At 32.0% G+C, this 26,903-nt stretch carries 27 protein-coding genes and 1 riboswitch; all 27 genes read right to left on the reverse strand.

Features of this window, described 5'->3' with window-relative positions:
• Positions 1-26 precede the first annotated feature (26 nt).
• Positions 27-404 (reverse strand): Asp23/Gls24 family envelope stress response protein, encoded by a 378-nt coding sequence (locus tag ABNK64_RS01000; protein ID WP_291256533.1) that lies wholly within the window; start codon positions 402-404, stop codon positions 27-29.
• A 71-nt stretch (positions 405-475) separates the two neighbouring features.
• Entirely contained in the window at positions 476-1,822 is a 1,347-nt protein-coding gene (accC, locus tag ABNK64_RS01005) for an acetyl-CoA carboxylase biotin carboxylase subunit (RefSeq protein ID WP_349763190.1), read from the reverse strand.
• Positions 1,823-1,856: 34 nt separating this feature from the next.
• Positions 1,857-2,282 (reverse strand): acetyl-CoA carboxylase biotin carboxyl carrier protein, encoded by a 426-nt coding sequence (locus ABNK64_RS01010; protein WP_291256531.1) that lies wholly within the window; start codon positions 2,280-2,282, stop codon positions 1,857-1,859.
• Between the two features lie 67 nt (positions 2,283-2,349).
• Complete coding sequence (locus ABNK64_RS01015; protein ID WP_349763191.1) at positions 2,350-5,766, reverse strand: DNA polymerase III subunit alpha; 3,417 nt, start codon at positions 5,764-5,766, stop codon at positions 2,350-2,352.
• Positions 5,767-5,868: 102 nt separating this feature from the next.
• The gene (locus tag ABNK64_RS01020) at positions 5,869-6,285 is read right to left on the reverse strand and encodes a septal ring lytic transglycosylase RlpA family protein (protein WP_291256529.1); all 417 of its coding nucleotides are present in this window, start codon (positions 6,283-6,285) and stop codon (positions 5,869-5,871) included.
• 27 nt (positions 6,286-6,312) lie between these two features.
• Positions 6,313-7,200, reverse strand: a complete 888-nt coding sequence (locus ABNK64_RS01025) for a hypothetical protein (protein ID WP_300341974.1) — start codon at positions 7,198-7,200, stop codon at positions 6,313-6,315.
• A 128-nt stretch (positions 7,201-7,328) separates the two neighbouring features.
• Positions 7,329-8,525, reverse strand: a complete 1,197-nt coding sequence (locus ABNK64_RS01030) for a bifunctional 3,4-dihydroxy-2-butanone-4-phosphate synthase/GTP cyclohydrolase II (RefSeq protein WP_300390678.1) — start codon at positions 8,523-8,525, stop codon at positions 7,329-7,331.
• A gap of 14 nt (positions 8,526-8,539) precedes the next feature.
• Positions 8,540-9,190, reverse strand: coding sequence for a riboflavin synthase (locus ABNK64_RS01035; RefSeq protein ID WP_300343241.1), 651 nt, complete (start codon positions 9,188-9,190; stop codon positions 8,540-8,542).
• A gap of 15 nt (positions 9,191-9,205) precedes the next feature.
• Entirely contained in the window at positions 9,206-10,282 is a 1,077-nt protein-coding gene (gene ribD, locus ABNK64_RS01040; RefSeq protein WP_349763192.1) for a bifunctional diaminohydroxyphosphoribosylaminopyrimidine deaminase/5-amino-6-(5-phosphoribosylamino)uracil reductase RibD, read from the reverse strand.
• A gap of 2 nt (positions 10,283-10,284) precedes the next feature.
• On the reverse strand, positions 10,285-10,746 hold the full coding sequence (gene ribH / locus ABNK64_RS01045; protein ID WP_291255673.1) for a 6,7-dimethyl-8-ribityllumazine synthase: 462 nt from the start codon (positions 10,744-10,746) through the stop codon (positions 10,285-10,287).
• 88 nt (positions 10,747-10,834) lie between these two features.
• A riboswitch (FMN riboswitch) is annotated at positions 10,835-10,960 on the reverse strand.
• Between the two features lie 197 nt (positions 10,961-11,157).
• Positions 11,158-12,039: a PhzF family phenazine biosynthesis protein gene (locus tag ABNK64_RS01050; RefSeq protein ID WP_349763193.1), complete on the reverse strand. Its 882-nt coding sequence runs from the start codon at positions 12,037-12,039 to the stop codon at positions 11,158-11,160.
• Between the two features lie 64 nt (positions 12,040-12,103).
• Positions 12,104-12,517 carry a hypothetical protein gene (locus ABNK64_RS01055; RefSeq protein ID WP_300343230.1) on the reverse strand — a complete coding sequence of 138 codons (414 nt, stop codon included), beginning with the start codon at positions 12,515-12,517 and terminating at the stop codon, positions 12,104-12,106.
• A 13-nt stretch (positions 12,518-12,530) separates the two neighbouring features.
• Entirely contained in the window at positions 12,531-12,851 is a 321-nt protein-coding gene (locus ABNK64_RS01060; protein WP_291255670.1) for a hypothetical protein, read from the reverse strand.
• Between the two features lies 1 nt (position 12,852).
• Entirely contained in the window at positions 12,853-13,302 is a 450-nt protein-coding gene (locus ABNK64_RS01065; RefSeq protein WP_291255669.1) for an RNA polymerase sigma factor, read from the reverse strand.
• 54 nt (positions 13,303-13,356) lie between these two features.
• Positions 13,357-13,767, reverse strand: a complete 411-nt coding sequence (locus ABNK64_RS01070; protein ID WP_349763194.1) for a hypothetical protein — start codon at positions 13,765-13,767, stop codon at positions 13,357-13,359.
• Positions 13,742-14,809: a flavodoxin-dependent (E)-4-hydroxy-3-methylbut-2-enyl-diphosphate synthase gene (gene ispG / locus ABNK64_RS01075; RefSeq protein ID WP_349763195.1), complete on the reverse strand. Its 1,068-nt coding sequence runs from the start codon at positions 14,807-14,809 to the stop codon at positions 13,742-13,744. Before ispG ends, ABNK64_RS01070 begins: the two co-directional genes overlap by 26 nt.
• 11 nt (positions 14,810-14,820) lie before the next feature.
• Complete coding sequence (locus ABNK64_RS01080) at positions 14,821-15,819, reverse strand: peptidoglycan DD-metalloendopeptidase family protein (RefSeq protein WP_349763196.1); 999 nt, start codon at positions 15,817-15,819, stop codon at positions 14,821-14,823.
• Positions 15,809-17,056, reverse strand: a complete 1,248-nt coding sequence (gene rho, locus ABNK64_RS01085) for a transcription termination factor Rho (RefSeq protein WP_291258935.1) — start codon at positions 17,054-17,056, stop codon at positions 15,809-15,811. Before rho ends, ABNK64_RS01080 begins: the two co-directional genes overlap by 11 nt.
• Before the next feature lie 25 nt (positions 17,057-17,081).
• Positions 17,082-18,389: a tRNA (N6-isopentenyl adenosine(37)-C2)-methylthiotransferase MiaB gene (gene miaB / locus ABNK64_RS01090; RefSeq protein WP_349763198.1), complete on the reverse strand. Its 1,308-nt coding sequence runs from the start codon at positions 18,387-18,389 to the stop codon at positions 17,082-17,084.
• Between the two features lie 191 nt (positions 18,390-18,580).
• Positions 18,581-19,366 carry a lysine 5,6-aminomutase subunit beta gene (gene kamE / locus ABNK64_RS01095; RefSeq protein WP_291255663.1) on the reverse strand — a complete coding sequence of 262 codons (786 nt, stop codon included), beginning with the start codon at positions 19,364-19,366 and terminating at the stop codon, positions 18,581-18,583.
• Entirely contained in the window at positions 19,366-20,922 is a 1,557-nt protein-coding gene (gene kamD, locus ABNK64_RS01100; RefSeq protein WP_349763200.1) for a lysine 5,6-aminomutase subunit alpha, read from the reverse strand. Before kamD ends, kamE begins: the two co-directional genes overlap by 1 nt.
• A gap of 3 nt (positions 20,923-20,925) precedes the next feature.
• The gene (gene kamC, locus ABNK64_RS01105) at positions 20,926-22,389 is read right to left on the reverse strand and encodes a lysine 5,6-aminomutase reactivase ATPase KamC (protein WP_300390663.1); all 1,464 of its coding nucleotides are present in this window, start codon (positions 22,387-22,389) and stop codon (positions 20,926-20,928) included.
• On the reverse strand, positions 22,386-23,414 hold the full coding sequence (kamB, locus tag ABNK64_RS01110) for a lysine 5,6-aminomutase reactivase subunit KamB (RefSeq protein ID WP_349763201.1): 1,029 nt from the start codon (positions 23,412-23,414) through the stop codon (positions 22,386-22,388). Before kamB ends, kamC begins: the two co-directional genes overlap by 4 nt.
• 24 nt (positions 23,415-23,438) lie before the next feature.
• Positions 23,439-24,686 (reverse strand): lysine 2,3-aminomutase, encoded by a 1,248-nt coding sequence (gene kamA, locus ABNK64_RS01115; RefSeq protein WP_291255659.1) that lies wholly within the window; start codon positions 24,684-24,686, stop codon positions 23,439-23,441.
• Between the two features lie 57 nt (positions 24,687-24,743).
• Positions 24,744-25,781, reverse strand: coding sequence for an L-erythro-3,5-diaminohexanoate dehydrogenase (gene kdd / locus ABNK64_RS01120; RefSeq protein WP_291255658.1), 1,038 nt, complete (start codon positions 25,779-25,781; stop codon positions 24,744-24,746).
• Between the two features lie 25 nt (positions 25,782-25,806).
• Positions 25,807-26,622 carry a 3-keto-5-aminohexanoate cleavage enzyme gene (kce, locus tag ABNK64_RS01125; RefSeq protein ID WP_291255657.1) on the reverse strand — a complete coding sequence of 272 codons (816 nt, stop codon included), beginning with the start codon at positions 26,620-26,622 and terminating at the stop codon, positions 25,807-25,809.
• Between the two features lie 35 nt (positions 26,623-26,657).
• The coding region (locus tag ABNK64_RS01130) for a hotdog fold domain-containing protein (protein WP_502878725.1) at positions 26,658-26,903 on the reverse strand (246 nt) is incomplete at its 5' end.

Below are 26,903 nucleotides of genomic sequence, written 5' to 3' on the forward strand. Positions count from 1 at the left end.
GAGGTGCTTTTAACACCTCTATGTAGTTATGCATCTAATTCTTCATCTTCGTTTTCAGAAGGCTCTTCTGTTCTTATCTTTACATCTTGAACATAAACGTTTACTTCTACAACTTTTAGTCCACTTAATTCAGATACAGCCTTTAAAACTACTTTTTGTACCTCGTGAGCTACTTCAGAGATAAGATATCCATATTCTACTATTATGAATACTTCAATACTACACTCTTTTTCCCCTACTTCTACTTTAACTCCATTTGTTGGTCTTTTCTTTCCTAAGATCTTACTAACTTCATCTGCCATTCCACCAGCTAACTTATAAACTCCCTCTACATCAGAAGCTGCTTTAGCCGCTATTGTTTTTACTACATCATCAGATATTCTTATGTTTCCTAATTCACCCATTTGTAACACCTCCGTGTAATCTCTTAATATATTATAACTAATTTTTTCAAAAAAAACTACTATTTATATTATTATTTTTTCGAAAAATTTTCTTCAATAAAATTTGTTGAAGTTTTTCCAGCTAGATATAGCTCATTATTTAACACTTCTAAGTGGAAAGGTATAGTTGTATCTATTCCCTCTATAATATACTCCTCTAATGCTCTTTTCATCTTTGCAATAGCCTCTTCTCTATTTATACCAAAAGATATTAATTTTCCTATCATAGAATCATAATAAGGACTTATCTCATAACCTTGGTATGAGTGAGAGTCAACTCTTATTCCATTTCCTCCTGGTGCTATATATTTTGTAATAACCCCTGGTGAAGGTAAGAAGTTATTTTGTGAATCCTCAGCATTTATTCTACACTCAATAGCGTGTCCAAAAAGTACTATGTCATCTTGAGTTATATTTAATTTTGCTCCACAAGCTATTTGGATCTGAAGTTTTATAATATCAAGCCCTGTTACCATCTCAGTAATAGTATGCTCAACTTGAATTCTTGTATTCATCTCCATAAAGTAGAAATTATTATCCTTGTCAACTAAGAACTCCAATGTCCCTGCTGAATCATAATTTATCGCCTTTGCCAGTGTTACTGCTGCCTCTCCCATGGCCTTTCTCACATGATAAGGTAATGAGAATGAAGGTGCTTCTTCTATTAATTTTTGGTGTCTTCTCTGGATAGAACAATCTCTCTCTCCTAGATATATTACATTTCCATGTTTATCCCCTAAGATTTGAATCTCTATATGTCTAGGATTTTCTACAAATTTTTCTATATATACATCTGGATTTCCAAAAGCTGCTCCTGCTTCAGTTTGAGCTGCTACAATGTTAGTTTCTAACTCCTCATCATTTCTAGCAATTCTCATTCCCTTTCCTCCACCACCAGCTGTGGCTTTGATCATAACAGGGTAAGTTATTCTATCATTTACCTCTTTTTTAGCCTCTTCTATACTTCTTACTATTCCTGTTCCGTTAGTTAAAGGTACATTATTTGCAATTGCTGTAGCTCTTGCTGTAGCCTTATCTCCCATCTTAGTTATACACTCTGCTCTTGGTCCAATAAATGTTATATTATGTTCCTCACAGATTGAAGAGAACTTTGCATTCTCTGATAAAAATCCATATCCAGGGTGAATAGCATCTGCTCCTGTTATCTCTGCAGCTGCTATTATATTTGGAACCTTCAAATATGATTCTGTACTTGATACTCCACCTATACACACTGCCTCATCAGCAAGTCTTACGTGTAAACTATCTTTATCTGCAACAGAGTATACAGCAACTGTCTTTATTCCTAGCTCTTTTGCTGCTCTTATTATTCTTACAGCAATCTCTCCCCTGTTAGCAATAAGTATTTTTTTAAACATTATTTTTTCCTCCTGATAATCCAAGATATTTCGATTATGAAATTCTTACTTTTATTAATGGTCTTCCATAATCTACAGGATCACCACTATTTATATATATCTCTTCTATTATTCCTGACACTCTTGCTACAACAGGAAGAGCAACTCCAACAGCTACTACCTCTCCTAGCTCCTGTCCCTCTTTTATTTGTTGTCCGACAATAATTTTAGGAGTTCCATCTTTTTTTACATAGTTGTATATTCCTATATGTTCAGAAACAACATCTTTAATATTTTCTGCCTCTTTTTTTACCTCTACACTTTTTTTCGCCTTTGGTTTTGGAGCATTGATCTTTTCCTCTGGAGTTAAATATCCTTTTATATTAATCTTTATATCAGATGTCTCTAATGATATTTCTGTAAGTTTCTTTTCCTGAAGAATTTTCATCAATTCTTCCACTGTATTCATATCACCCTTCATAAATTCCTCCTCATTTTTTATATATTTTACCACTAACTCCCATTTATTTCAATAAAAATTACATATGTTATTTTACTACTATCTTATCCTCTCCCATCAAAGAAGCAATCTCATCTAAGAAACTTTTATCTAATACAACTGAATACTTACTCTTCTTCACCTCTTTTTGTTCCTTATTTTTTATAGCAAAAAATACATCTGTTGTTCCATTTGAACCTTTTAAAATATCCTTTAATCTACTAAATTTTTCTCTGTCCTCTTCTGTCATTAAGATATATAATTTCAAATTTTTATCTCTTATAATATCCTCTAAAAACTTTAATTTTCTAACAATTAATTTTTTATTCTCCACACCTTTAAAATAATCAATCTGAATACTTCCCTCTATATATACAGCCTTTCCCTCTAAAAGTATGTGAGCACTATTTTCATAATCATTTGGAAATATTACACAATCTATCCTATCATAATAATCTTCTAACTGGAATACTCCCATTATTTTCCCTGAGTTTTTAGTAACTATTTTTTTTATCTCTCTCAATATTCCACAACACTTTATTTTAGGTACATTTTTCTCCTCTTTTATCTCATTTATTGATGAAAGTTTAAATAACTTTATCAATCTTCTGTAATTATCTAAAGGGTGAGCACTGAAATAAAATCCTAAATACTCCTTCTCTTTAGCTAACAACTCCTCTGATGAAAACTCCTGTAATTGAGGTAAATTAAAAGCTCCTAAAGATGATTTTGCCTCTCCAAATAAGTTCATCTGTTGAATATCGTCCTCTTTTAATTTCCTATTTGAATACTCTATAATCTTATCTATAGATTCGAATTTTTCCTTTCTATTTCCAGGTAAGCTATCTAAAGCTCCAGCTAATATAAGAGATTCCAAAGCTTTTTTATTCAATCCATACTGCTTTGTCCTCAAAACAAAATCCTCTAAATTTTTATACTCTCCATTTTTTTCATACTCTTCCAATATTTTTTCAGAAATCCCCTCTCCTACATTTTTTATAGCTGAGAGTGCAAATACAACACCATCACCATCTACTATAAATTTTGAACTAGCTCTATTTATATCTGGCAAATATAATTTTAAATTATGTAATTTTGCATCCTCTACATAGTAGGCCACATTCTCTATATGTGACATCTCTGAAGTCATAAGAGCTGCATAATAGTGCTTTATATAATGAGCTTTAAAATATGCTGTCCAATAAGCTATAAGAGCATATGCTGCAGAGTGAGATTTATTAAAACCATAACCTGCAAATTTATCAATCAATTCAAACATCTCAAATGCCTTGTCTTCACTATATCCATTTGCAATTGAACGTGTTATAAATTTTTCTCTATTCTCCTCCATTATCTGAATATTCTTTTTTCCCATAGCTCTTCTTAAAAGATCTGCTTCTCCTAAAGAGTAACCAGCCATTATATTGGCTATCTTCATTACCTGCTCCTGATAAAGAATAACTCCATAAGTCTCTTTCAAAGTCTGCTCTAAACTTGGGTGTGGATATTTTATCTCTATTTTTCCATTTTTTCCATTGATAAATTCATCTACCATTCCTGACCCTAAAGGTCCTGGTCTATAGAGTGCTAATAGAGCTATTATATCCTCAAATTTATCTGGTCTTAATTTCTTTAAAATTTTTCTAATTCCCATAGACTCTAATTGGAATACTCCAGAAGTGTCACCTCTTGAGAGCATATCATAAACTTTTTTAGAATTAAGTGGAATATCCTCTAGTCTGATCTCCTCTCCTAAGTCTTCTTTTATATAATCAATTGTTCTTTGAAGATTTGTTAGATTTCTCAATCCTAAAAAATCCATCTTTAAAAGTCCTAAATCTTCTAACTCTTTCATCTGATATTGAGTAGATACAACTTTATTCTTACTATCTCTATACAGTGGCACTGTCTCTGTTAAAGAATCTTTTGTTATCACTATTCCTGCTGCGTGTACAGAAGCGTGTCTCACCTTATTCTCTATTCTCGAAGAAATATCTATAACTTTTTGTAGTTCTCTATCCTCAAGATATTGATGTCTAAACTCTTCAACATTTTCTAAAGTCTGTTTTATAGTGTAATTGAAAGGTACCAATTTAGCTATATTATCTATCTTATTTAATGGTGTATTCAAAACTCTACCTACATCTCTTATTGCCGCCCTTGCTTTCATTGTTCCAAAAGTTATAATTTGAGCAACTTTATCAGCTCCATACTTGTGAATAACATAGTCTATTACCTCTTGTCTTCTCTCCTGACAAATATCTATATCTATATCTGGCATAGATATTCTCTCTGGATTTAAGAATCTTTCAAAAATAAGATTATATTTCAATGGATCTAATTGAGTTATCCCTAGAGCATAAGCTATTAGAGATCCTGCTGCTGAACCCCTTCCTGGTCCTATAGGTATATTTTTTCGCCTTGCAAAATCTATAAAATCCCATACAACAACAAAATAACCAGCATACCCCATTTTCTCTATTATTCCTAACTCATACTCAACTCTCTCCACTATACTTTCAGTAAGTCCATGAGGATATCTCTTATCTAAACCAAAATATACTAATTTTCTTAGAAACTCCTCTATTGACTTTACACAACTTGGAATCTTATACTCTGGAAACTTAAAGTGTCCAAACTCTATATCCACATTACATCTTTCTGCAATAGTTATTGTATTATCAATTGCCTCTAAATACTTATCTCCTAATTGAGATAATATCTGCTCCCTGCTCTTTAAAAATAACTCCTCTGTTTCTATTCTCATTCTATTCTGATCACTGACTTTAGCACCAGTCTGTACACAGATAAGAATATCTTGTAATGTGTGTTCTCCTTCATTTACATAGTGAGTATCATTTGTTGCCACCAGTTCTAAAGAACTACTCTTAGCTAGATCATAGAGCTTTTCATTTAATTCAAACTGCTCCTTTATCCCATTTGCTTGTACTTCTATATAAAAATTCTCCCTACCAAAAATATCTATGTACTCAGCAATAGCCTTTGAAATATTTTCAGCTGGCTCCATATCTAAAATCCTTCTTGAAATCTCTCCCTGCATACATGCAGATAGAGCTATAATTCCCTCACTATGCTCCTTTAGAAATCTCTTGTCCACTCTAGGTTTGTAATAAAATCCATCAATAAAACTCGCTGAACTAATCTTTAAAAGATTTTTGTATCCAATATTATTTTTTGCTAGTAAGATAAGATGAAAATTACGTCCCTCTCTATCTTCCATATTATTTTCACTTACATATGCCTCTAATCCTATAATTGGCTTTATCCCTTTTTTTCTAGCTTTCTTATAAAACTCCAAGGCTCCAAATAGATTCCCGTGATCTGTTATAGCAATAGCTTGCATATTTAGCTCTTTTGCTCTATCTAAATAATCATCTATCTTCCCTACTCCATCAAGGAGGCTATACTCAGTATGAAGATGTAAATGTACAAAGTTTTTTATCATAATTTTACCCTCCTTTTTTATACAATTATACCACATTATAAGCTTTACAGAGAAAATTTTTATTTTAATTCCAATATAAAAAAGGAGCTTGCGCTCCCTTTTTTATATACCTTCTGTATATCTCTTATAATCTTCTGATGTAAAATGTGGCTTACCATGTTTGTATTTAAAGGTATGTTTCTTACTCAAAACCTCTATCTCTACATCTAATAAGCCGTGTCCAGATGAAGCTATTTGAAGAAATGCTGATTTGCTCAAATCTATCTTTCTTCCATATTTAGCAAAACCACCTCTATCTGTCACAACAACTACAACTGATTTTTTATTTTTTTTATTCGTAACTTTTAATACAGTTCCAAACGGATGCTCATTTGATGCACAAGTCAATTGATTAGAATCATAAACATACCCACTGGCTGTCAAGCTTCCTTCAAATCCCTTTCCATACCAACTAGCTATTTCCGCCGAACTACAAGCTGTCAATATTAACATTGTCAATACTATTAAACCTTTTCTCACATTCCCCCCTTATTCAAAACACTATATTTAATTAGTTTTATCTACCTGTTTTTGAAGTTTATCAAAAACTTTTTCTGCTTTTTCTTCAAGTTTTTTTATCTCTTTTCTATCTTTTGCTGTTATATTTTTATTTAATTTTTCTGCTATTATCTCATTTTCTAATTCAATGGAATAATCTACAAGTTTATTTATACTGTCATCACTATATTTCTCTATCTCTCCATCTAATTCTGTTAAAGCTTTATCTATTTCATTTAAATAACTTCTATCTTCTAAATTAAGCTCCAACATAATATCATCAGAAAGATATTTTACTCTTCCACTAGGGTAATACTCTAAAGTATACATCCCATCTTTATTCTCTAATATCTCTTTTTCATTAAATCTTTTAACTGGTTCTGAACTATTATTTTCATACCCATATTTTATTGCCAAATTATATAATTCTAAGGCTATATTTAAATCTTCTTGTGGTATCAACTTATTTGCTTTCTCGTTATAAGTAAATATCTGATTTGTATTAACCTTTATATAGTCCCCGTCTTTCTCTGTCTCTATTTTTACTTTAATTTCACCATTTGAAACAACGATTACCTTTCCTTGTTTTGTTTCTCCCTCTACTTTCCAACTAGCCTCTTTTATGTCTTGAGGAACAACAACACTTCCTTGATTTAATAAAAACAAAACCTCATCTTTACTAGCAAATTTCAATAAAAATAGTATCTCTTTACTCATTAAAATACTATCATTTAATTTATACATCTCCCCAGCTTTAATATTATCCTTAACATACTCTTCAACTGATGATCCATCTGAAAATGCCATCTCTTTCACTGAATTAATATAATCCTCATCACTGGAACAACCTGTTAAAAATAACAATAAACTTATAAAAATAGCTATAACTTTTTTCATAATATCGCCCCCTCTTTATAGAGATATTAACTCATAAAAACTATATTGTCAATAAAAGAAAAAGGAAAAAAATTGCTTATAGTAATTCTTTTCCTTTTATATTTTAATTATTTTACAGTTTTAACTTATTAGATTTTTGTTAATATATGTCTCATCTTCTCTTTTTTAGTTTTCATATACTTTTCATTAGTCTCATTAAATCCTGTTTCAATAGCTTCTCTTCCAGTTACCTTCATTCCATAATCTTCTAAAGCCTCTATTTTTGCTGGATTATTTGTTAAAACTCTCACTGATTTCACTCCTAATGCTTTTAACATTTGAACAGCTACAGCATAATCTCTCATATCTGGAGCAAAACCTAAAGCCACATTAGCTTCAACAGTATCTGCACCTTGATCTTGAAGGGTATAAGCTTTTAATTTATTCAATAAACCTATTCCTCTTCCTTCCTGTCTCAAATAAAGTACTACTCCCTCTTCCTCTTCATTTACTCTTTTCATTGCTCTTTTCAGCTGTGAACCACAATCACATCTTAGAGATCCTAATATATCTCCAGTAAAACATTCAGAGTGTAGTCTTACTAAAACATCCTCTTTTCCTGCAACATCTCCTTTTACTAAGGCAATATGCTCTTTTTGATCTAGTTCATTATCAAATCCAACTATTTCAAACTCTCCCGAACCTGTAGGCATCTTTGCTCTCACACTAACTTTTACAAGTTGCTCATTCATCTTTATATATTTTTGTAGATCTTCAATTGAGATCATCTTCATATCCAACTCTTTAGCTAATTCTTGTAAATCATCAAATCTAGCCATTGTTCCATCTTCTTTCATTATTTCACAGCAAAGTCCTAATTGCTTTAATCCAGCTAATCTCATAAGATCAACAGTTGCTTCTGTATGACCATTTCTTACTATTACTCCACCTTTTCTAGCTACTAATGGAAACATATGTCCTGGTCTTCTAAATTCATAAGGCTTTACATTTTCATCTAGAGCTTTTAAAACTGTTGTTGAACGCTCGTAAGCTGATATTCCTGTAGTTGTGCTTACGTGATCTATTGAAACAGTAAAAGCTGTACAATGGTTATCTGTATTTTCATAGCACATTGGAGGAAGAGCCAATTTTTTTGCATACTCCTCTGTCATTGGCATACATATCAAGCCTTTTCCTACAGTTGCCATAAGATTTATATTCTCAGGAGTAGCAAACTCTCCTGCACATACAAAATCTCCCTCATTCTCTCTATTCTCATCATCTACTACTATTATTATCTTTCCTGCTCTTAAATCCTCAAGAGCCTCTTCTATTCTATTTAACATCTAAATTCACTCCTCTAAAACCCATTCTTCAAAAGGAACTCCATTGTTATTCCTCTTGAATTGTCCTTTGTATCATCTTGAAACTTCATCAGTCTCTCTATATATTTTCCAATTAAATCAGTTTCTATATTAATATAGTCTCCTACTTTTTTTCTTCCCAAAGTTATCATCTCTTGAGTATGAGGTATAAGTGAGACTCCGAAGCTATTTTCTCCCAATCTCATTACAGTTAGACTTGCTCCGTCCAGAGTAACTCTTCCCTTTTCAACCACATACTTCATATATTTTCTTTCCATCTCTATTTCATAAATTTTGGCTATTCCTTCAGGAGTTATAGAGACTATTCTACCTTCACAATCTACATCTCCTGTTACTAAATGCCCACCTAGTGGAGTAGAAAGTGTTATTGATTTTTCTAAATTTACTTTATCTCCAGCCTTCAATCTCTTTAAATTAGTTCTTTTTACTGTCTCATACATACAATCTGCAGTAAAATAGTTACTTCCTAACTCTGTGGCTGTAAGACAAGTTCCATTAGTAGCTATACTATCTCCTAATTTAGCTCCTTCTAAAACTTTTTTACACTTTATTTTTAATTTTATAGATTTTTCTCCATTCTCTACACTAAGAACTTCTCCCATCTCTTCTACTAAACCTGTAAAAATAGAAATTCCTCCTTCCTATCTGTAAAACTCCATTGAAACATTATTTCCATATGTATTAATCTTTACATTTTTCAATTGAAAACCATCTTCTATATTTTCTACTGAAAATCCTTTTATAAATGGAATTGAATTTTCATCTCCCAATATTTTTGGAGCTATAAAAATCTCTCCTCCATCAATCTCATTCTCTCTAAAGGCTTGAGATATTAAGTAACTTCCTCCCTCTAATAGAACACCATCTATTCCTAGGTTCCCTACTCTTCTCAAAATACTATCCAACTTAAAAGTTTTTCCATCTAAAAACTCTACTCTTACACCTTTAGCTATTAACTTTTCTATTTTTATATCCTCTTCCTTGTCAATTGAAGTTATTACTATACTCTTTTCTCCTTCAAAATTAACAATTTTACTCTCTAATGGTATTCTTAACTCTGGATCAACTACTATTTTATATGGATTTCTTCCATTTTCTATCCTTGCTGTAAGACTAGGATCATCTTTTAGAACTGTGTTTATCCCTACCATTATTCCCATATATTTATTTCTTAAGTATTGAACCTTCTCTCTAGCCAACTCATTTGTAATCCATTTTGAATTTCCAACACTTGTAGCTATCTTTCCATCTAAAGTTATTCCACACTTTAAAAATAGAAAGGCTTTTTTCTCCTCTATATATTTCAAAAAAACTCTATTTAATTCTTTAGCTTCTTTTTCCAATACTCCTACAATTACCTCTATCCCAGCATCTTGGAGCATCTTTATTCCTCTTCCTGAAACTAGGGGATTGGGATCAAGAGATGCAACTATACATCTTTTGATTCCCATCTCTATTATTTTTTTAGCACATGGTGGGGTTTTTCCGTAGTGTGAACAAGGTTCAAGAGTTACATATATATCAGCACCTCTAGCTTCATCTCCAGCTTCATTTAAGGCATATACCTCTGCATGATAATCACCATACCTCTTATGATAACCCTCTCCTACTATCTTCCCATCTTTTACAACTACAGCTCCAACCAAGGGATTTGGATTAACAGCTCCTTCTCCGAGAGCAGCTAATTCTAATGCTCTCTCCATGTACTTTTTCTCCATAATTACATCCCCTTTAGTAAGTTTATCATTTCTAAAGCTGTAACTGCTGCATCAAAACCTTTATTTCCAGCCTTAGTTCCAGCTCTCTCTATAGCTTCCTCTATACTATTTGTTGTTAATACACCAAATATAACTGGAATATTACTATTTAAACTTACTGTTGCTACTCCCTTCGATACTTCTGCACATACATAATCAAAATGTGGTGTTGATCCTTTTATAACAGCTCCTAGTGTTATAATAGCATCGTATTTACCTGATTCTGCCATTCTCTTTGCTACAAGTGGAATTTCAAAAGCTCCTGGTACCCAAGCTAACTCGATACTATCAGCCTCTACCTCGTGTCTTAATAGTGCATCCTCTGCTCCACCAATAAGTTTAGAAGTTATAAACTCATTAAATCTTGCTGCAACTATTCCTACTCTTAATCCTCTTCCTGTAAAATTTCCTTGTAATACTTTCATTTCTTCCTCCTTGATTTCTCAGGACAAATAAAAAGCCCAGATTTTTTCTGGGCAATATAAAAAAAGTATAAGATTCCTGCATAGTTATCTTTTTCTTCTTCCATCCAGACTGTACTGTCGGTTTTGGAATTTCACCAAATCAGAGTAAAAAACTCTCGTGGACTATCACCACCGGTCGGGAATTGTTCACACTCACCCTGCCCTGAAGATATACATATTATTTTTATCTTTATAACTCAAGTATAAACTCATTCTTTAGTTTTGTCAATAGTTATTTTCTGTAAATTCACTTTAAAGTGTTCCATTATCTTATTTAATCTAAACCGTATTCTAAATCACTTATTATATCCTGTACACTTTCTATTCCAATAGATAACTTCACTAAATACATCCCCAAATTTTTTAGTAAATTTAAATATCTATCTTTCCTTCTATAAATTTAATAGCCTTTCCACCAATTAAAACCTCTACTCTTCCATTCTCCAATATCAATTGTCCCAATATTTTACTTTTTCTACCCATAGTCTCCCCTTGTACTATCTCTACCTTCTCCTCAAGCTCTATTTTTTTATTGAGATATAGATAGTAGATTAAAGCTCCATTAGAAGTCCCTGTTGCAGCTTCTTCTGGAATATCAACTACAGGAGCCATATTTCTTGCATAGACCTCTTTATCTTTCAATACAAACAGATGAAATGAGATTATCTCCAACTCTTTACTAATCTCCTTTATCATCTCCATATTGGGATTTATCCTATTTAAAATCTCTCTATCCCTTATCTCTATCATCAAATCCCAGATTCCTGTATATGCTTTTACTATCTCTAATTCTTTTCCAAACTCTCCAACTGTTATTCCCAAAGCTTTAGCAATTCTTCCTCTCCAATACTCTAAGTTCTCTACAAATTCTATCTTTGGAGAAGCTTGATACATCATTATTTCTAAATTATCTCCAATACTATTAATAACAATTGGAAGTTGCCCTAAATTAGTCTGAACCTTTAAGATATTTTTTCCCTCTTTAAGTTTTAAAATACCTCTCTCTATCAAAGCTGTTACATATGCTATTGTGGCATGACCACACAGATCTACCTCCTCTTTTGGAGTAAAAAATCTAACTTTTAAAACTTCTGCATCTGTATCAATAAATACAGTTTCAGGATAATTAAACTCCCTTGCTATCTTCTGCATCTCTTCTACACTCAAGTCCGCTGTTCCCAAGACAACTCCTGCTGGATTTCCTTTAAACATCTCATCAGTAAAAGCATCATACACTAAAATAGTTCTTTCCATATTTATCTCCCCCTAATTAAATATTCAAAAATAGGAGTCTTTTTATCGACTCCTCTCTTTAAAACTATCTGTTTTGTGCTGCATTTGCATTTAATCTTTTTATAGCTATATCTCTAGCCTTTATATACTGCTCTTGAGTTATATATTTTTGCATCTCAATCTGACTTCTTATACGATCTTTTAATATACTTGCTTCAATAGCTCCTATTCTATCAAATAGCTCATCTATTTTTTCTAGATTTGTTTCTGATCCTTCAAGTACAAACTTATTGACCTCTAATTCTAATTGCTTCTTTTCCAATATAAGCATCTTATAGTTTATACTAACTTTATTTACCATAGCCTTAGCTTGTTTTATATTTTCGGGAGCTACACCCACCTTTAAAAAATCATCATCTGTCACTATTCCAAGTCCTTCTGAAGCTAGAAGCAAAGATGAACAGATTAACATTGTAAAAAAACTAAGTATCTTCCTCATCAGTTTTCCCCCATTAAATTTGTGTATCCAATCCAAATAATTCATCTGTATTTATCTCTATTTTTTTATCATCAAATAGATCATTATTGAAAAAATGCTCCATTGTTATGTCTGATTTTCTCTTCTCACTACCTATTGAACTCTTATTAAAGGCATAGTTTATTGTAGACTTTATAGGTGATCTCTCTGTAATTATTTGATATGTAGAACTTGTAAATATTCCTAAGAAAAACAACGACAATGAAAATAGAGATTTTTTTCTATTTTTTCTCTTCTCCTGTTCAAACAACTCTTTATAAATATTAGCCTTTACTCTATCCTTTGGCGATACCATTTTAATTTCCTCCCATATCCTTGATTGCTTTATAGTATATAGATTTTATTGTGGATAAGTTTATATCCTTCATCTCTGCTATCTCTTTCAATTTATATCCATATATATCTTTTAAAATAACAATTTCTCTCTCTTTCAAAGACAGTAATTTTAACTTCTCTTCTAAAAGAATAGGTGTATCAATATTAGTACTATCCTCTAACATCAATATCTCTTCATTTATATCTAATTCTATCTTTCTCTTTCTAAAAAAATCATAAATTTTATTTATTGCAATCTTGTATATCCAGGTATATATATTACTCTCTGAACGAAAATTTTTCAGATTTTTATAGACACTCATAAAAACTTCCTGAGATATGTCTTCAGCATCTTCAGGATTTTTTACTGCTCCTAAAATTTTGTAATATATCCTATCAAAATACTCTTCAAAAACCTCATCAAAGTCCATTCATTTACCCTCACAATTTTTATAGTATTTAGACGATAATTATTGGAAAAAAGTTTAAAATTTCTCACTAGAGTTTATTTTTCCTGAAAAATTAAGTTGAACATTGTGATTTTTTAAGTTTATCTCCATATCCTCAGTTATTTCAACAATTTTTCTAGTAGGCATCACTATATCTCTTGATCCTCTTCTATCCTCTTTCTCTGAAACTCCTAAATAACCAGTTATAAAAGATGTCTCCTTATATGAAAGTAGATATTTTTTGCTTTTTACATAATACTCTCTTCCAGAATCTATAACTATATCATCTAATTTTACAACTTGGTATCTATTTTTATCATAATTTACAACCAATCTATTTCTTCCCTCTATTCTAGTCAACGAAATATCTTCATTACTCTTAATAGATTTACAAGCAACTAGTATCATCAATAAAAATATACTAAATAAAAGTTTCCTCTTTATCATTATTTTCCTCCTCCATAATTAATTTTTTAAGCTCAATTAATATTTCAGATTCTTCAACTTTTTTTACTATCTTTCCTTTTTTAAAGATTACTCCAACACCTTTTCCACCAGCTACACCATAATCAGCTTCCTTTGCCTCTCCTGGTCCATTGACAACACAACCCATAACTGCTATTTTCAATTTTCTTTTCTCATTTTCAAACTCTTTCTCTACTCTCTTAGCAAGTCCTATTAGGTCTATCTCTGTTCTTCCACAAGTAGGGCAAGAAACTATTTCCACTCCAGCTTCTATAAGTCCCAATACTTTCAAGATCTCTTTAGCAACTTTTATCTCCTCTACAGGATCTTCCGTTAATGAGACTCTAATAGTATCTCCTATTCCATCTACCAATAGACTTCCTATACCTATTGCTGACTTCACAGTACCTTGAAAAGCTGTTCCAGCCTCTGTTACTCCAAGGTGTAGTGGGTAATCTACCAATTTACTTATTTTTCTATAAGCTTCAACCATCATCTTAACATTACTAGCCTTCAGTGAAACAACTATATCATTAAAGCCATTCTTCTCTAAAAGATTTATATGATACATAGCACTTTCAACCATTCCATCAGCTGTTGGTTTTCCATATTTTTCAAGTATATGTTTTTCTATAGATCCTGAGTTTACACCTATTCTTATTGGTATACCCTTTTCTTTTGCCATCTGAACAACTATTTTAATCTTATCATCTGACCCGATATTCCCAGGATTTATTCTCAATTTATCTATTCCATTCTCCATAGCTAACAAGGCTAATTTATAGTCAAAATGAATATCTGCACACAGAGGTAAGTTTACTCTCTTCTTTATCTCTGTTATAGCTTTTGCTGCCTCTTCATTATTGATAGTCATTCTCACCATTTGACAACCAGCTTTTTCCAATTTACTTATCTGTTCTACAGTGGCCTCTACATTGCTTGTTACTGTATTTGTCATAGATTGAATTATTATTGGATTTCCTCCACCTATTAAAATATCTCCTACTTTAACTACTCTACTCATATTATCCCTCTTTATTTTGACTTAGGCATATATTTCATTGGATTTAAAATTGTTTTACCTTTTCTTATTTCAAAGTGAAGATGTGGTCCTGTAACTCTTCCACTCTGACCTGTTTTACCTATTAATTCACCAGTTTTTACATACTGTCCATTTCTTACACCAATTTTATCCAAATGGGCATATCTACTTTCATAACCATTTGAATGTTGAATTATGATGATCTTTCCATACCCATTCATAACACCAGCAAAAGTTACCTTTCCCTCTTTTGATGCATATAATGGTATAAAATGAGCCTTCAAATCAACTCCAGCGTGGTAAATATATCTTTTCAAAACTGGATGAAATCTATTTCCTTGTGGACTTGTAATTCCTGTATATTTAATTGGCATAATAAATCCTAAACCACTTCTATTACTTGCATTTGGACTTGTTGTTCCCAAGTACTTAGTGACATTTGGATCTTTTATATATAGCTCATCTCCTAGTTGAACTGTATTAGATTCCAATTTATTTATCTTTTTCAACTCTTCCATATCAACTTTAAAAAGTTCTGCTATCTTATTCAAAGAGTCACCTTTTACAACCTTATAAAAAATACCATTTCCTCTTAAGACTTTTATTTTTTGTCCTACTTTTAAGTTATTTGCTGTTACTCCTGGGTTATTAGCCTTTAATATAGTTAAACCCATTCCATATTGTTCTGCTATCTCTGATAATGTATCTCCTTGTTGTACCTCATAGATCTCTTTTTCCGGTATAATATTTTCATCTTTTCCTATTTCTGGAGTGATCTCTTCGCTTCCCTCTTCTACTAAAATATACTCCTTAGTAAATGTATAAAAGCTATCATCTTGAACTTCCCAACCACCACTATCAGCTGCTCCAGCCTCATAGTAATCAGTGAAAGGTCTAAGATCAACTACTTCAGTTTTAAAAGGATTTCCTAATATTATTCCCACATAGAAAGCTGTAAGTAATACTAAGAAAAAACCCAATTTATTTTTCATCTTTTACTCCTCTTTCAAACTGTTCTAACATACTTTTATTACTATTTGTACTTTTTAAAGTATCTACCAATCTTTTCAAACTTTCAGCTTTATCATATTTAGCAAGGTGTCTTCTAATTCTCCAGATAGATTCTAGCTCCTTTTTAGGAATTAGCAACTCCTCTTTTCTTGTTCCAGAACGTTGAATATCTATTGCAGGGAATAATCTCAACTCTGCCAAATTTCTATCCAAATGTATGTCACAATTTCCTGTAGATTTAAACTCTTCATAAATTATATCATCCATCTTACTTCCAGTATCAACTAGTACAGTGGCAACTATTGTTAAGCTTCCTCCACCTCTTATATTTCTAGCAGTTCCAAAAAAGTTTTTTGGATAGTACAGAGCTGTTGGGTCTATTCCACCTGATATTAACTTTCCACTTGACGGAATTACTATATTATAAGCTCTTGCAAGTCTTGTTAACGAATCCATCAATATAACTATATTCTCTCCGTTTTCAACTCTTCTCTTTGCTCTCTCCAGTATACTCTCTGTGACCTTAATATGGTTTTTAGGATCTTCATCAAATGTTGATGCAAAAACCTGTGCCCCTATTACAGTCTCTTTTATATCTGTTACCTCTTCTGGTCTCTCATCAATAAGTAATATCCAAACCTCTACATCCTTATTATTCTTCATAATAGAGTTGGCTATATTGCTTATAAGTATTGTCTTTCCAGCCTTTGGTGGAGCTATTATAAGAGCTCTCTGCCCCCTTCCAATAGGAGCTATCAAATCTATTATTCTGCCAGAGATATTTTTACTATCTGTTTCCAAAGTAAATTTTTCTGTTGGATATGCTGGTATAAGCTCTTCAAAAGGTAATCTAGATTCTGCTGCTTCCAATGTTTCGTTATTAACTAAAAGAACTTTCTTTAAGGCATAGTTTTTTTCATCAGCAGAGGGTTCTCTAACTTCTCCTACTACTATATCTTCAGTTCTTAATTTAAATTTTCTAACTTGAGAAGCTGATACATATATATCTTTTTCTACACTCGTTCCTCTTAAAAATCCATAACCATCTGCTAATACTTCTAAAGTTCCCCAAGCTATATCTGTATTATCTTTATTTGCAATATCTGCTTCTATTAACTCTTTTATCTCATTTTTCTTTATTCCAGCTTTTATTTTTAATCCAAGCTGTTTTGCTATCTCTAATAGTTCCTTTAATAGAAACTTATCCAATCTATCCATATCCACCTCAATACTTATAATAAACTTATACTATCTCTCCATACAATGTCCAAGTCTTACAATCAGTAATTTTTACATTTACAAAAGTTCCCTCTAAAGCCTTATCCCCTTTGAATAGAACTATTTTGTTACTAGAAGTTCTTCCACTTAAAACCTCTTTATTTTTCTTGCTCTCTCCCTCAACTAAAACTCTCTCTACCTTTCCTAAGTAAGTCTTACTTTCAGCCAATGAACAAGCATTTTGTACTTCGATAAGTCTCTGTAATCTCTCTTTTTTAACCTTATCATCTATTTGATTCTCCATAGTTGCTGCTCTTGTCCCTTTTCTAATTGAGTACATAAACATAAAACTATTTTCAAATTGTATCTGTCTAACTACATCTAATGTATCTAAGAAATCTTCTTCAGTCTCTCCAGGGAATCCCACAATTATATCAGCTGTTAAAGCTACATTAGGTATCTGCTCTTTTATTTTATTAGCTAATGCTATATACTGCTCCTTAGTATATCCTCTATTCATAGCTTTTAATATTCTTGATGATCCTGCTTGTAATGGTAGGTGTAAAGATCTTGCTATCTTATCATTTTTAGCTATAACTTGGATTACCTCATCTGTAAAATCTCTTGGATGTGGAGATACAAATCTAACTATAAAATCTCCCTCTACCTTACAGATCTCCTCTAATAATCTTGCAAAATTATCTCCATTTGTAAATTCTTTTCCATATGAGTTTACATTCTGTCCTAATAATATTATCTCTTTATAACCTTTTTCTACATATTGTTTTACATCATGTAAAATCTCTTCCATAGGAACAGATCTCTCTCTTCCTCTTACATATGGTACTATACAGTATGCACAGAAGTTATTACATCCGTATGTTATTGAGATTGATGCTGTTTTCTTAGAATCAAAATCTGCATCTAATCTAGGTGGTAATTCATCTTCATAATCTGTATAAACTAGATGTTTATCCACTTTATGCTCAATATCATCAATAGCTTGTGGTATTTTTCCTATATTTTGGTTTCCCATAACTATATCAATTTGAGGGAATTTTTTAATAAGCTCCTCCCCCTGCTCTTGAGCAAAGCAACCTGTTACCCCTATTATCATACCTTTGTTCTCTTTTATATGTTTCAACTCTCCAAGTTTTCCATATATTTGAGTTGCTGCTCCTTCTCTAACTGTACAAGTATTTAAAAATGTTATATCTGATTCCTCTATATTTTCAGTCATTTCATATCCCATATTTTGGAACATTTTCTTTATTTTTGCACTTTCATTTACATTCATTTGACAACCATATGTTATGATTGATGCTTTTTTCACTACTTAATCCTCCTAAATTCTAAATATATTTTCTTTTTTTGTAAAGCAAAAGAGTCTATCTTATAATTTTATCAGTTTTTTATGTTTTTTTCAAACAAAAAAATTTGTTATACTAAAGAAAAAGGAGCAAGTTTTTAATTTCTAAAAACTCACTCCCTCTATTAAGAATTATAGGTTATGGTTACACACAATTATTTTTTTCTGTTTACCATTTCTTTTACTATGAATGTAGCCACGTCATCAGCATATTTTCCAGGTCCAAATCCTGCATCATATCCTAACTCTTTAGCAAGTTCATTAGTGATTCTAGCTCCACCAGCTATTAATATAACTTTGTCTCTTAGCCCCTCTGCCTCTAAAAGTTCTACTAAGTTAGTTAAGTTCTTAATATGTACATCTTTTTGAGTTACAGTTTGTGAAACTATTAGAGCATCAGCTTTTAACTCAATAGCTTTTTGAATAAACTCTTCATTTGGAACTTGGCTTCCTAAGTTATAAGCTTTTACTCCTTTATATCTCTCAAGACCATAGTGTCCTGCATATCCCTTCATGTTCATGATAGCATCTATACCAACAGTATGTGCGTCTGTACCTGTACTTGCTCCTACCATTACTACATCTCTTCCGATGTTTTCTTTTATATAATCTTCACACTCATGCATATCCATAGTATCTATTTCTAATGCTTGTACGTGAATATCTTCATAGTTAACTGTATGAGAAGTTGATCCATATACTACATAGTAAGAAAACTCTTTATCTAGTGCTTCTGAGAAAGCTACTGCTGGATCTACGAATCCCATTTTCTTAGCAAGTTGTATAGCAGCTTCTACTCCTTTTTCATTATTTGGAACTGGAAGAGTAAAACTTAATTGTACCTTTCCATCATTCATTGTATCCCCATAAGGTTTTAATTGAGTTAAATCCAATGTTTTATCATAATCTTTTTTATCAGTTGAATATAATCCTCCAGACATTATCTCTTACCTCCAAGCATTGATTCTATAAATGGATTGAAATAACTTGAATCTTTTTCAAATACTCCAGCTAATCCTTTTCCACCATCTATTGGTCTTCTTATTCCAGCAAATACTCCACCTTCTATTGTTTTGAATATTCCTGTTGTTTCAATAGTTTTTAAAAGTTCTGCTGCTTTTTCTAATACCTCTTTAGCTCTGTTTTCCATTATTCCACCCTTTTTAAATTGGATGTCATTTCCTAAATCTTCCATATTGTTGAAGATATATTTTGCATTTTCAATAGAAAGTGCTCTATCTGACATAAATGGAGTATGGATTGCTTCTGTTAACATTCCTAATAGGTGAACTTTTTGACCTGTCATTATACTTACCATATTAAATAAAGCATCTTGTACATGTCCTTTAAATATATTTCCTGTCATAAATTTTGTAGGTGGCATATATTTTAAAGGTGCTTTAGGGAAGATCTCTCTTGCCATTTGAGCTTGTGCTAACTCATATAAGAATCCATTTTTTGTATCTGGATGCATTTCAAAAGCGTGTCCAAGTCCCATTTGCTCTTCAGGAAGTCCTGCTACTAATGCGAACTGCTCATTTATAAATTGAGAAGCTAATACTGTATGTGCCTCTTCAATTGCGTCAGCAGTAGTTAGGTAGTTATCCTCTCCAGTATTGATTATAACTCCTGCAAATCCATTGATTACTCTTGAGAAGAATTGGTCAATTAATGTTCTCTTCATATTGATATCTCTAAATAGAATTCCGTATAATGCGTCGTTAAGCATCATATCTAGTCTTTCTAATGCTCCCATAGCTGCTATTTCTGGCATACATAATCCTGAACAATAGTTACATAATCTTATATATCTTTTTAACTCTACTCCAACTTCATCAAGTGCTTTTCTCATAATTCTAAAGTTTTCTTGAGTGGCAACAGTTCCTCCAAATCCCTCTGTTGTAGCTCCGTATGGAACATAGTCTAGAAGTGATTGTCCAGTAGTTCTGATAACTGCTATAACGTCTGCACCTTGTCTTGCAGCAGCAACAGCTTGAGTAACGTCCTCATAGATATTTCCTGTTGCAACTATAACATAGATATATGGACCTTTTTTATCTCCATAAACACCTAAATACTCTTCTCTTTTTGCTCTATTTGCTTTAACTCTTTCTACAGTTTTCTCTACTATTGGTTTTAATGCAAGTCTGATATCGAAATCATCATGCCACTTCATTTTTGTAATATCTAACTCTTTTTTAGCTATTTTTTCTGCTATCTCTTGTGGTTGTAATCCTGTTTCTAGCATAGCATTTCCAATATATTTAGCTACTCCTAAAGATAGGTTTCCATTCTCTTTTATGAAATCTACTACTACGTTAGGTAATGGAACTTCAAAATCATCTATTCCATCTATTCCTAATAATCTACATATAGTTCTTTCAACAGTTACTGTACTATGTTTATCTATAAATACTTGGGCATCAGCAGCTATATTCTTCGCTGAAGTACGAGCCTCTTCTACTAAATTCCAATTTAGGTTTAATTTGCTCTCCATTCCTTAATCCTCCTTGCTATACTCTTGTAATATTATATTGGCAAACTTCTCATCAATTCCTATAAGTTTAGCTATATTCAATGCGTCTTTTGGAACCTCACTATCATCAGATCTCTCCAATCTATAATCCATATAATCCTGTATCAAACTCATTGAATTTACACTAATCTCAATTTTTGTTTTTAATTTATTAAAATCCACATTTTTTAATCCCACTACTTCATAGTGATTCATATTGGCTTGAGCAATACCATCAAAATGTGTTGTTATCAAAGAGATACTATCTTTATCATTTAAACACTCTGCTAAAGCTTTTACAAATTTTTGTCCCTCTTTTGGATTTGTTCCTCTTGCAAATTCATCAAAGACTACAAATCCTGTTCCTAATTCTAAAAATACATTTACCTCTTTTAACTTCATTATCTCAGCTCCAAAGGTACTCAATCCTTTGGATATATCCTGCATATCATCAGAAACAAAGAAAACAAAGTCAACAATTGGAAATTCTGCTTCATCTGCTACAACGAAAAATCCATAGTTAAACAACAGTAGATTCTCAGTTATAGTTTTTAAGGCAACACTCTTTCCACCCATATTAGCACCAGTTATTATTGTAACTCCAGGAGCTAACTCTATGTCTATTGGTGTAAAATTCTTCCCTTTACTATCTAGCATCTCTCTTACTTCTATATTTACAAGTCCTTTGGCTGATATTTTCATTTCTGTAGATATTTTTGCTCTTTTTCCACCATATTGTTGTGCAAATCTTACCTTTGCCATTAAAAAATCTAAATTTCCTATTTTGTCAATATTTTCTAAATACACTTCCCCGTACTTTAAAACTTCCGCTGAAAGAATCTGTCTTATTCTTAACTCTTCTTGCTCTTCTTCAACAAGAACACTTAATCTTTCCTCTTTTAATCTTCCAATTTCATCTATATCAGAAGTGGAAAATATCTTCTTTTCTATAGATTTCTTTTTATCTCTGATCTCTTTTAGAACTTCTGAATAACTATCATAAATGTAAAATGTTGGAACCTTTTCTCCATCTGGATCCAATGCTTCAAGCACTTTACTTATATCATTTAACCTAAATACTTCTAACTCTTTTGGAAACTTCTCTAGATATTCGTTTAAACTTTCCATCAACATACCTTGAACTTTTATCTCAAAAAGATCAACATCATCTAGTATATTTCCTTTTAAACAGTTCTTTAAAACATTTTTTATATCTTTTAATCTATGAATAATACCCTCTATATTTCTTACTGTGTCTCTATCACTTTGAGAATATTTTAGAAAAACTTCCATTTTAGAGAATTCAGCTTCTAACTCCTGCTCCTCTCCTTTATTGTAGTTTTTCAACTTTTTCAATTTATCATTTCCATAAAGTGACAAAGTTTCAACTCTATTTAAAAGGGTTTTAAAACCTAATCTATTCAAGCTTTTATCATCTATAAATCTCATATTTTTTCACCTACTACATCTATCACATTGACATTTAATTTCTCTTCTAAGAGAGTTCTAAACTTCTCCTTAGGAAAATCATATCCAAGAGGAGAGTGAGGATTACAGGTTACAAATAGAAGATTTATTGGATTCAATACTCTAATATTTATTCCACAGGCTTCTATTTTTTTAAGAGTTATAAAATCTGTAAATACTCTTGTTCCATCCTTTATAACCAAGGTTAAGTTCTTGAAATTTTGTCTATTTTTTATCAAAGTTTCTAAAAACTTCTGTGTAATTGCTCCTCTGATTGCTATAACTTCTATATCATCATTGAAATAATTCTTTATTTCTTCATTTGATTCAAGAGAACTTATTCCTTCTAAATTTATAATGCTTCCATCTCTATATATAACAACTGCTCTAGTTTCTAAGAAGTGATCCTCTATATACTTTTTCAATTCTATATTTTCGAAAACTGGAAGCTGTAATAAAGATACTGTTGTCTTAGTCTCATCTATTACTTTCCCCATATCTAAAGAAAGAGCTGCTCCTGTGGATAAAATAGTAGCCTCTGTTACATCACTCATTGCACTTCCCTTTCTACTCAAAGCCCCATCTACAATAGAAAGTTCACTGCCATATCTTTCCATCAACTCCAATATCTCTTTAATTTGACTATTGTATGATGGTCCAGCTATATCTACATATCCTGAAGTTATCGCTCTTACTATTACTATATTCCCCATAGGGGTAGAGAAATCTGTGGTATACAGAATCTCTCCTGTTATATCACAGTTTCTCAAACAATCTCTAGCAGTAGCTATAATAGTATTTGGATATACATATATTCTAGGTTTTGAAGTAGTAGTTACAACGTCTACCTCCTCACCATCTCTACCTATAGATGTGAGTCCCACTACTTTCTTATCCCCTATCTTATTTATAAGAAAGTTTAATAGAGTTGTCTTCCCTACATTTTTCTCCATACCTATTATTGATATTCTTTTATATTGCTTTAAAAGTGTATATACATCCAACATTCGCTACCTCTTCACTAGAAATTTTTATTTTTCATTTCTCTTATGTCTATCTAATTCTTTTGGTTCTATTGCCATAGCTCCACCACTTAGAAGTTTTGAAACTCCAGTATTTAATCTGTGAGCTTTACAGTCATCACATTGACACTCTTCATGGTACTCTTCTGGCTCTGTATAAGTAGTTATTACTCCCTCAAAGTTTCTTAATACTACTTTATGTGGTGATTGAGAAATTACATATTGAGGCATTACAGGAGTTTTTCCTCCTCCACCAGGTGCGTCTACAACAAATGTAGGTACTGCATACCCAGAAGTATGTCCTCTTAATCCTTCAATGATCTCGATTCCTTTAGAAACTGGTGTTCTGAAGTGCTCAAGTCCCATTGATAAGTCACATTGATAAATGTAGTATGGTCTAACTCTCATTTTTACTAATTCGTGAACTAATCTCTTCATTACATGTACACAGTCGTTAATTCCTCTTAATAATACTGATTGGTTTCCTAAAGGAATTCCAGCATTAGCTAATCTTTCACAAGCTGCTTTAGCTTCTGGAGTAACTTCTTTTGGATGGTTAAAGTGAGTATTTAACCAGATTGGGTGGTATTTCTTTAACATCTCTACTAATTCTGGAGTTATTCTTTGAGGTAAAACAACTGGAGTTCTTGATCCAATTCTTACTATCTCAACGTGAGGAATAGCTCTTAATTTTTTAATGATATACTCTAAAGTCTCATCAGAAACTAGTAATGCATCTCCTCCTGATAATAATACGTCTCTTACTTGTGGAGTTTTTGCAATATACTCAATAGCTTTATCTATTCTTTCCATAGGCATAGCTTGGTCATGAGCTCCTGCAAATCTTCTACGAGTACAGTGTCTACAATACATAGAACACATATCTGTTATTAGTAATAATACTCTATCAGGATATCTATGAGTTAATCCTGGAACTGGTGAGTCCTCATCTTCATGTAATGGGTCTAATAGGTCAGCTTCTGATTTATGAATCTCTCTTATTGATGGTATAGCTTGTTTTCTAATTGGGCAATTAGGGTCATCTATATCCATTAATGAGAAATAGTAAGGAGTAACTGCCATTCTTAATGTTTCAAGAGTTTTCTTAACTCCTTCTTCTTCCTCTTCACTTAAGTTGATGTATTTCTTTAAGTCATCTAAAGTTTCTATTCTATTTCTTACTTGCCAGTGCCAATCGTTCCATTCTGCATCAGTTACATTTGGGAAAAACTTTGCTCTTGTATTAACGGTATTCATATTCTCATCTCCTTATTCCACTTTTCAAATTTTACATTTTCTAGTTTCTACATTATATTATACATATAACTCGTTAAAGATTTCTCTTAAAACTGCACTTTCTCTTAACTCTTCTAATGTTATAGCTGCGTGGTCTTTAGTGTATCCATTTCCAACCATCATAGTTACGTCTTTTCCTACACCTTCTGCTCCAAGAGCTGCTTTTGTAAATGATGTAGCCATTGAGAAGAAGTAAACTATTCCTAAATCTTTAACTGGAAGAATTGTTGACATCTCAGTATTTGCTACGTTTACACAGTTGATAGCTACATCTACTTCTTTACCATCATTAGCTTCTAATACTGCATTTAAAACTTCTATTGGTTTAGTAGCGTCTGCTATTACAACTTTTACTCTAGAACTTACTCTTTCTAATAGAGCTTTTTCTTTTTCATTTCTTACTAATCCGATTACATTTCCAGTAGGTCCTACTCTTTTTACAGCCTCATATGCACATAACATTCCTGATTTTCCAGCTGATCCTAAGATTACTACTGATTGACATGGTCTTACAAGTTTAGCTACTTGAGCAGGTGCTCCAGCTACGTCTAGTGCTGCTAGTGCTAAAGTTTCAGGCATATCTTGTGGTAATACTGCATAGATTCCACTTTCGAATAATATTGCTTTACCTTTGATCTCTACTCTATCAATTTCTGGTTTTACATCTATTATCTCATCTATTCTTAATGGAGTTAATGAAAGAGAAACAAGAGTTGCTATCTTATCTCCAACTTTTAGATCAGTTTTTCCTTCTAAGTCTGGACCTATTTTTTCAATTCTTCCTATTAGCATTCCACCAGATCCTGTTACTGGGTTTTGCATTTTTCCTCTTTCTCCAACTATCTCTTTTATTTTAGCTTTTATTTTTTCTACATCATGTCCTGCTTCTTCTTCTATTTGAGTGAATGAAGCTGAGTCAATATTTAAAGCTATTACATCTATTAATATCTCATTTGAATAAATTTCCATATCGTTATTAATTTTCAATGCTGGTTGTGGTAATACTCCTTGTGGCTCTATTACTCTGTGTGTTCCATATTTACATCCTTTTAACATTGTGATACCCCCTATAATTTTAATTCTATTTTGTTAAACTTAAAATTCTTCTTGCTTCATCTGGAGTTGCTATCTCTCTTCCTAGCTCTTTTGCTAATCTAACTACTTTTTCTACTAACTCTCCATTAGACTTAGCTAATACCCCTTTATCTATATATACGTTATCTTCAAAACCAACTCTTACATGTCCTCCCATTGTTATTGCTAAAGCTGCCATTGGGAATTCATGTCTTCCAATTCCTGAAACTGTCCAAGTTGATCCTTGAGGAATACTCTCACTTATGAAAACTAAATCTCTTGCACTAGCTGACATCTGTACACCTAATACAAAGTCAAAGTGCATAGGTTCTTTTATAAACCCTTGTTTTGCATATCTGATAGCATAATCTACCATACCTTTATCAAATACTTCTATCTCTGGTTTTACATTTCTTTCTATCATTATTTTTCCAAAGTTCTTGATAGTGTTCTCTGTATTAACAAATACTTCATCTCCACCAAAGTTACAAGTTCCACAATCTAGTGTAGCCATCTCTATTCCTAGTTCAGTAGGTTGTAATCTCTCTAGATCTGTCATTCCTACTGCTCCACCAGTTGATGGTTGGATAATTACATCTGGACACTTTTCTCTTATTGCATCTATACAAGCTTTAAATCTCTCTTTTGATTGAGTAGGTGTTCCGTCATCTTCTCTTACATGTAAATGTATTATTGCTGCTCCTGCTTTATAAGCACTGTAAGCTTCTCTAGCTATCTCTTCCACTGTATATGGTACAGCTGGGTTATTTTCTTTTGTTACTTCAGCTCCACAAATAGCTGCTGTAATTATTAATTTTTCCATAATGTTATTTCCTCCTCTAAAATTAGCTTAATTTACTATTTTTTTCTTTGTTTATCTTTAGGAGTAACACATGTTCCGCTAGCTCTACATACAACTATTGGTTCTGGAAGTACATCTGCTGCTGAATCATTAATGTCTGGTCTTGGTACTATTACTTTTCTTGCTTCAAAAACCATTTTTCTTGAAGAATTTCCTGTACTTACTATCTCTCCTACTGCTTCTATAAAATCTCCAGCATATACAGGTGCCATAAACTCAACGCTATCATAAGCTTTAAATAA

It is taken from the genome of Fusobacterium sp. SYSU M8D902 (genome assembly GCF_040199715.1).
GTDB lineage: Bacteria > Fusobacteriota > Fusobacteriia > Fusobacteriales > Fusobacteriaceae > Fusobacterium_A.

Bases quoted from the DNA above. Each gene is read 5' to 3' on its own strand.
- ABNK64_RS01000 (WP_291256533.1), bottom strand. From the start codon at position 404: ATGGGTGAATTAGGAAACATAAGAATATCTGATGATGTAGTAAAAACA.
- accC (WP_349763190.1), bottom strand. From the start codon at position 1,822: ATGTTTAAAAAAATACTTATTGCTAACAGGGGAGAGATTGCTGTAAGA.
- ABNK64_RS01010 (WP_291256531.1), bottom strand. From the start codon at position 2,282: ATGAAGGGTGATATGAATACAGTGGAAGAATTGATGAAAATTCTTCAG.
- ABNK64_RS01015 (WP_349763191.1), bottom strand. From the start codon at position 5,766: ATGATAAAAAACTTTGTACATTTACATCTTCATACTGAGTATAGCCTC.
- ABNK64_RS01025 (WP_300341974.1), bottom strand. From the start codon at position 7,200: ATGAAAAAAGTTATAGCTATTTTTATAAGTTTATTGTTATTTTTAACA.
- ABNK64_RS01030 (WP_300390678.1), bottom strand. From the start codon at position 8,525: ATGTTAAATAGAATAGAAGAGGCTCTTGAGGATTTAAGAGCAGGAAAG.
- ribD (WP_349763192.1), bottom strand. From the start codon at position 10,282: ATGGAGAAAAAGTACATGGAGAGAGCATTAGAATTAGCTGCTCTCGGA.
- ribH (WP_291255673.1), bottom strand. From the start codon at position 10,746: ATGAAAGTATTACAAGGAAATTTTACAGGAAGAGGATTAAGAGTAGGA.
- ABNK64_RS01050 (WP_349763193.1), bottom strand. From the start codon at position 12,039: ATGGAAAGAACTATTTTAGTGTATGATGCTTTTACTGATGAGATGTTT.
- ABNK64_RS01055 (WP_300343230.1), bottom strand. From the start codon at position 12,517: ATGAGGAAGATACTTAGTTTTTTTACAATGTTAATCTGTTCATCTTTG.
- ABNK64_RS01060 (WP_291255670.1), bottom strand. From the start codon at position 12,851: ATGGTATCGCCAAAGGATAGAGTAAAGGCTAATATTTATAAAGAGTTG.
- ABNK64_RS01065 (WP_291255669.1), bottom strand. From the start codon at position 13,302: ATGGACTTTGATGAGGTTTTTGAAGAGTATTTTGATAGGATATATTAC.
- ABNK64_RS01070 (WP_349763194.1), bottom strand. From the start codon at position 13,767: ATGATAAAGAGGAAACTTTTATTTAGTATATTTTTATTGATGATACTA.
- ispG (WP_349763195.1), bottom strand. From the start codon at position 14,809: ATGAGTAGAGTAGTTAAAGTAGGAGATATTTTAATAGGTGGAGGAAAT.
- ABNK64_RS01080 (WP_349763196.1), bottom strand. From the start codon at position 15,819: ATGAAAAATAAATTGGGTTTTTTCTTAGTATTACTTACAGCTTTCTAT.
- rho (WP_291258935.1), bottom strand. From the start codon at position 17,056: ATGGATAGATTGGATAAGTTTCTATTAAAGGAACTATTAGAGATAGCA.
- kamE (WP_291255663.1), bottom strand. From the start codon at position 19,366: ATGTCTGGAGGATTATATTCAACTGATAAAAAAGATTATGATAAAACA.
- kamD (WP_349763200.1), bottom strand. From the start codon at position 20,922: ATGGAGAGCAAATTAAACCTAAATTGGAATTTAGTAGAAGAGGCTCGT.
- kamC (WP_300390663.1), bottom strand. From the start codon at position 22,389: ATGAGATTTATAGATGATAAAAGCTTGAATAGATTAGGTTTTAAAACC.
- kamB (WP_349763201.1), bottom strand. From the start codon at position 23,414: ATGTTGGATGTATATACACTTTTAAAGCAATATAAAAGAATATCAATA.
- kamA (WP_291255659.1), bottom strand. From the start codon at position 24,686: ATGAATACCGTTAATACAAGAGCAAAGTTTTTCCCAAATGTAACTGAT.
- kdd (WP_291255658.1), bottom strand. From the start codon at position 25,781: ATGTTAAAAGGATGTAAATATGGAACACACAGAGTAATAGAGCCACAA.
- kce (WP_291255657.1), bottom strand. From the start codon at position 26,622: ATGGAAAAATTAATAATTACAGCAGCTATTTGTGGAGCTGAAGTAACA.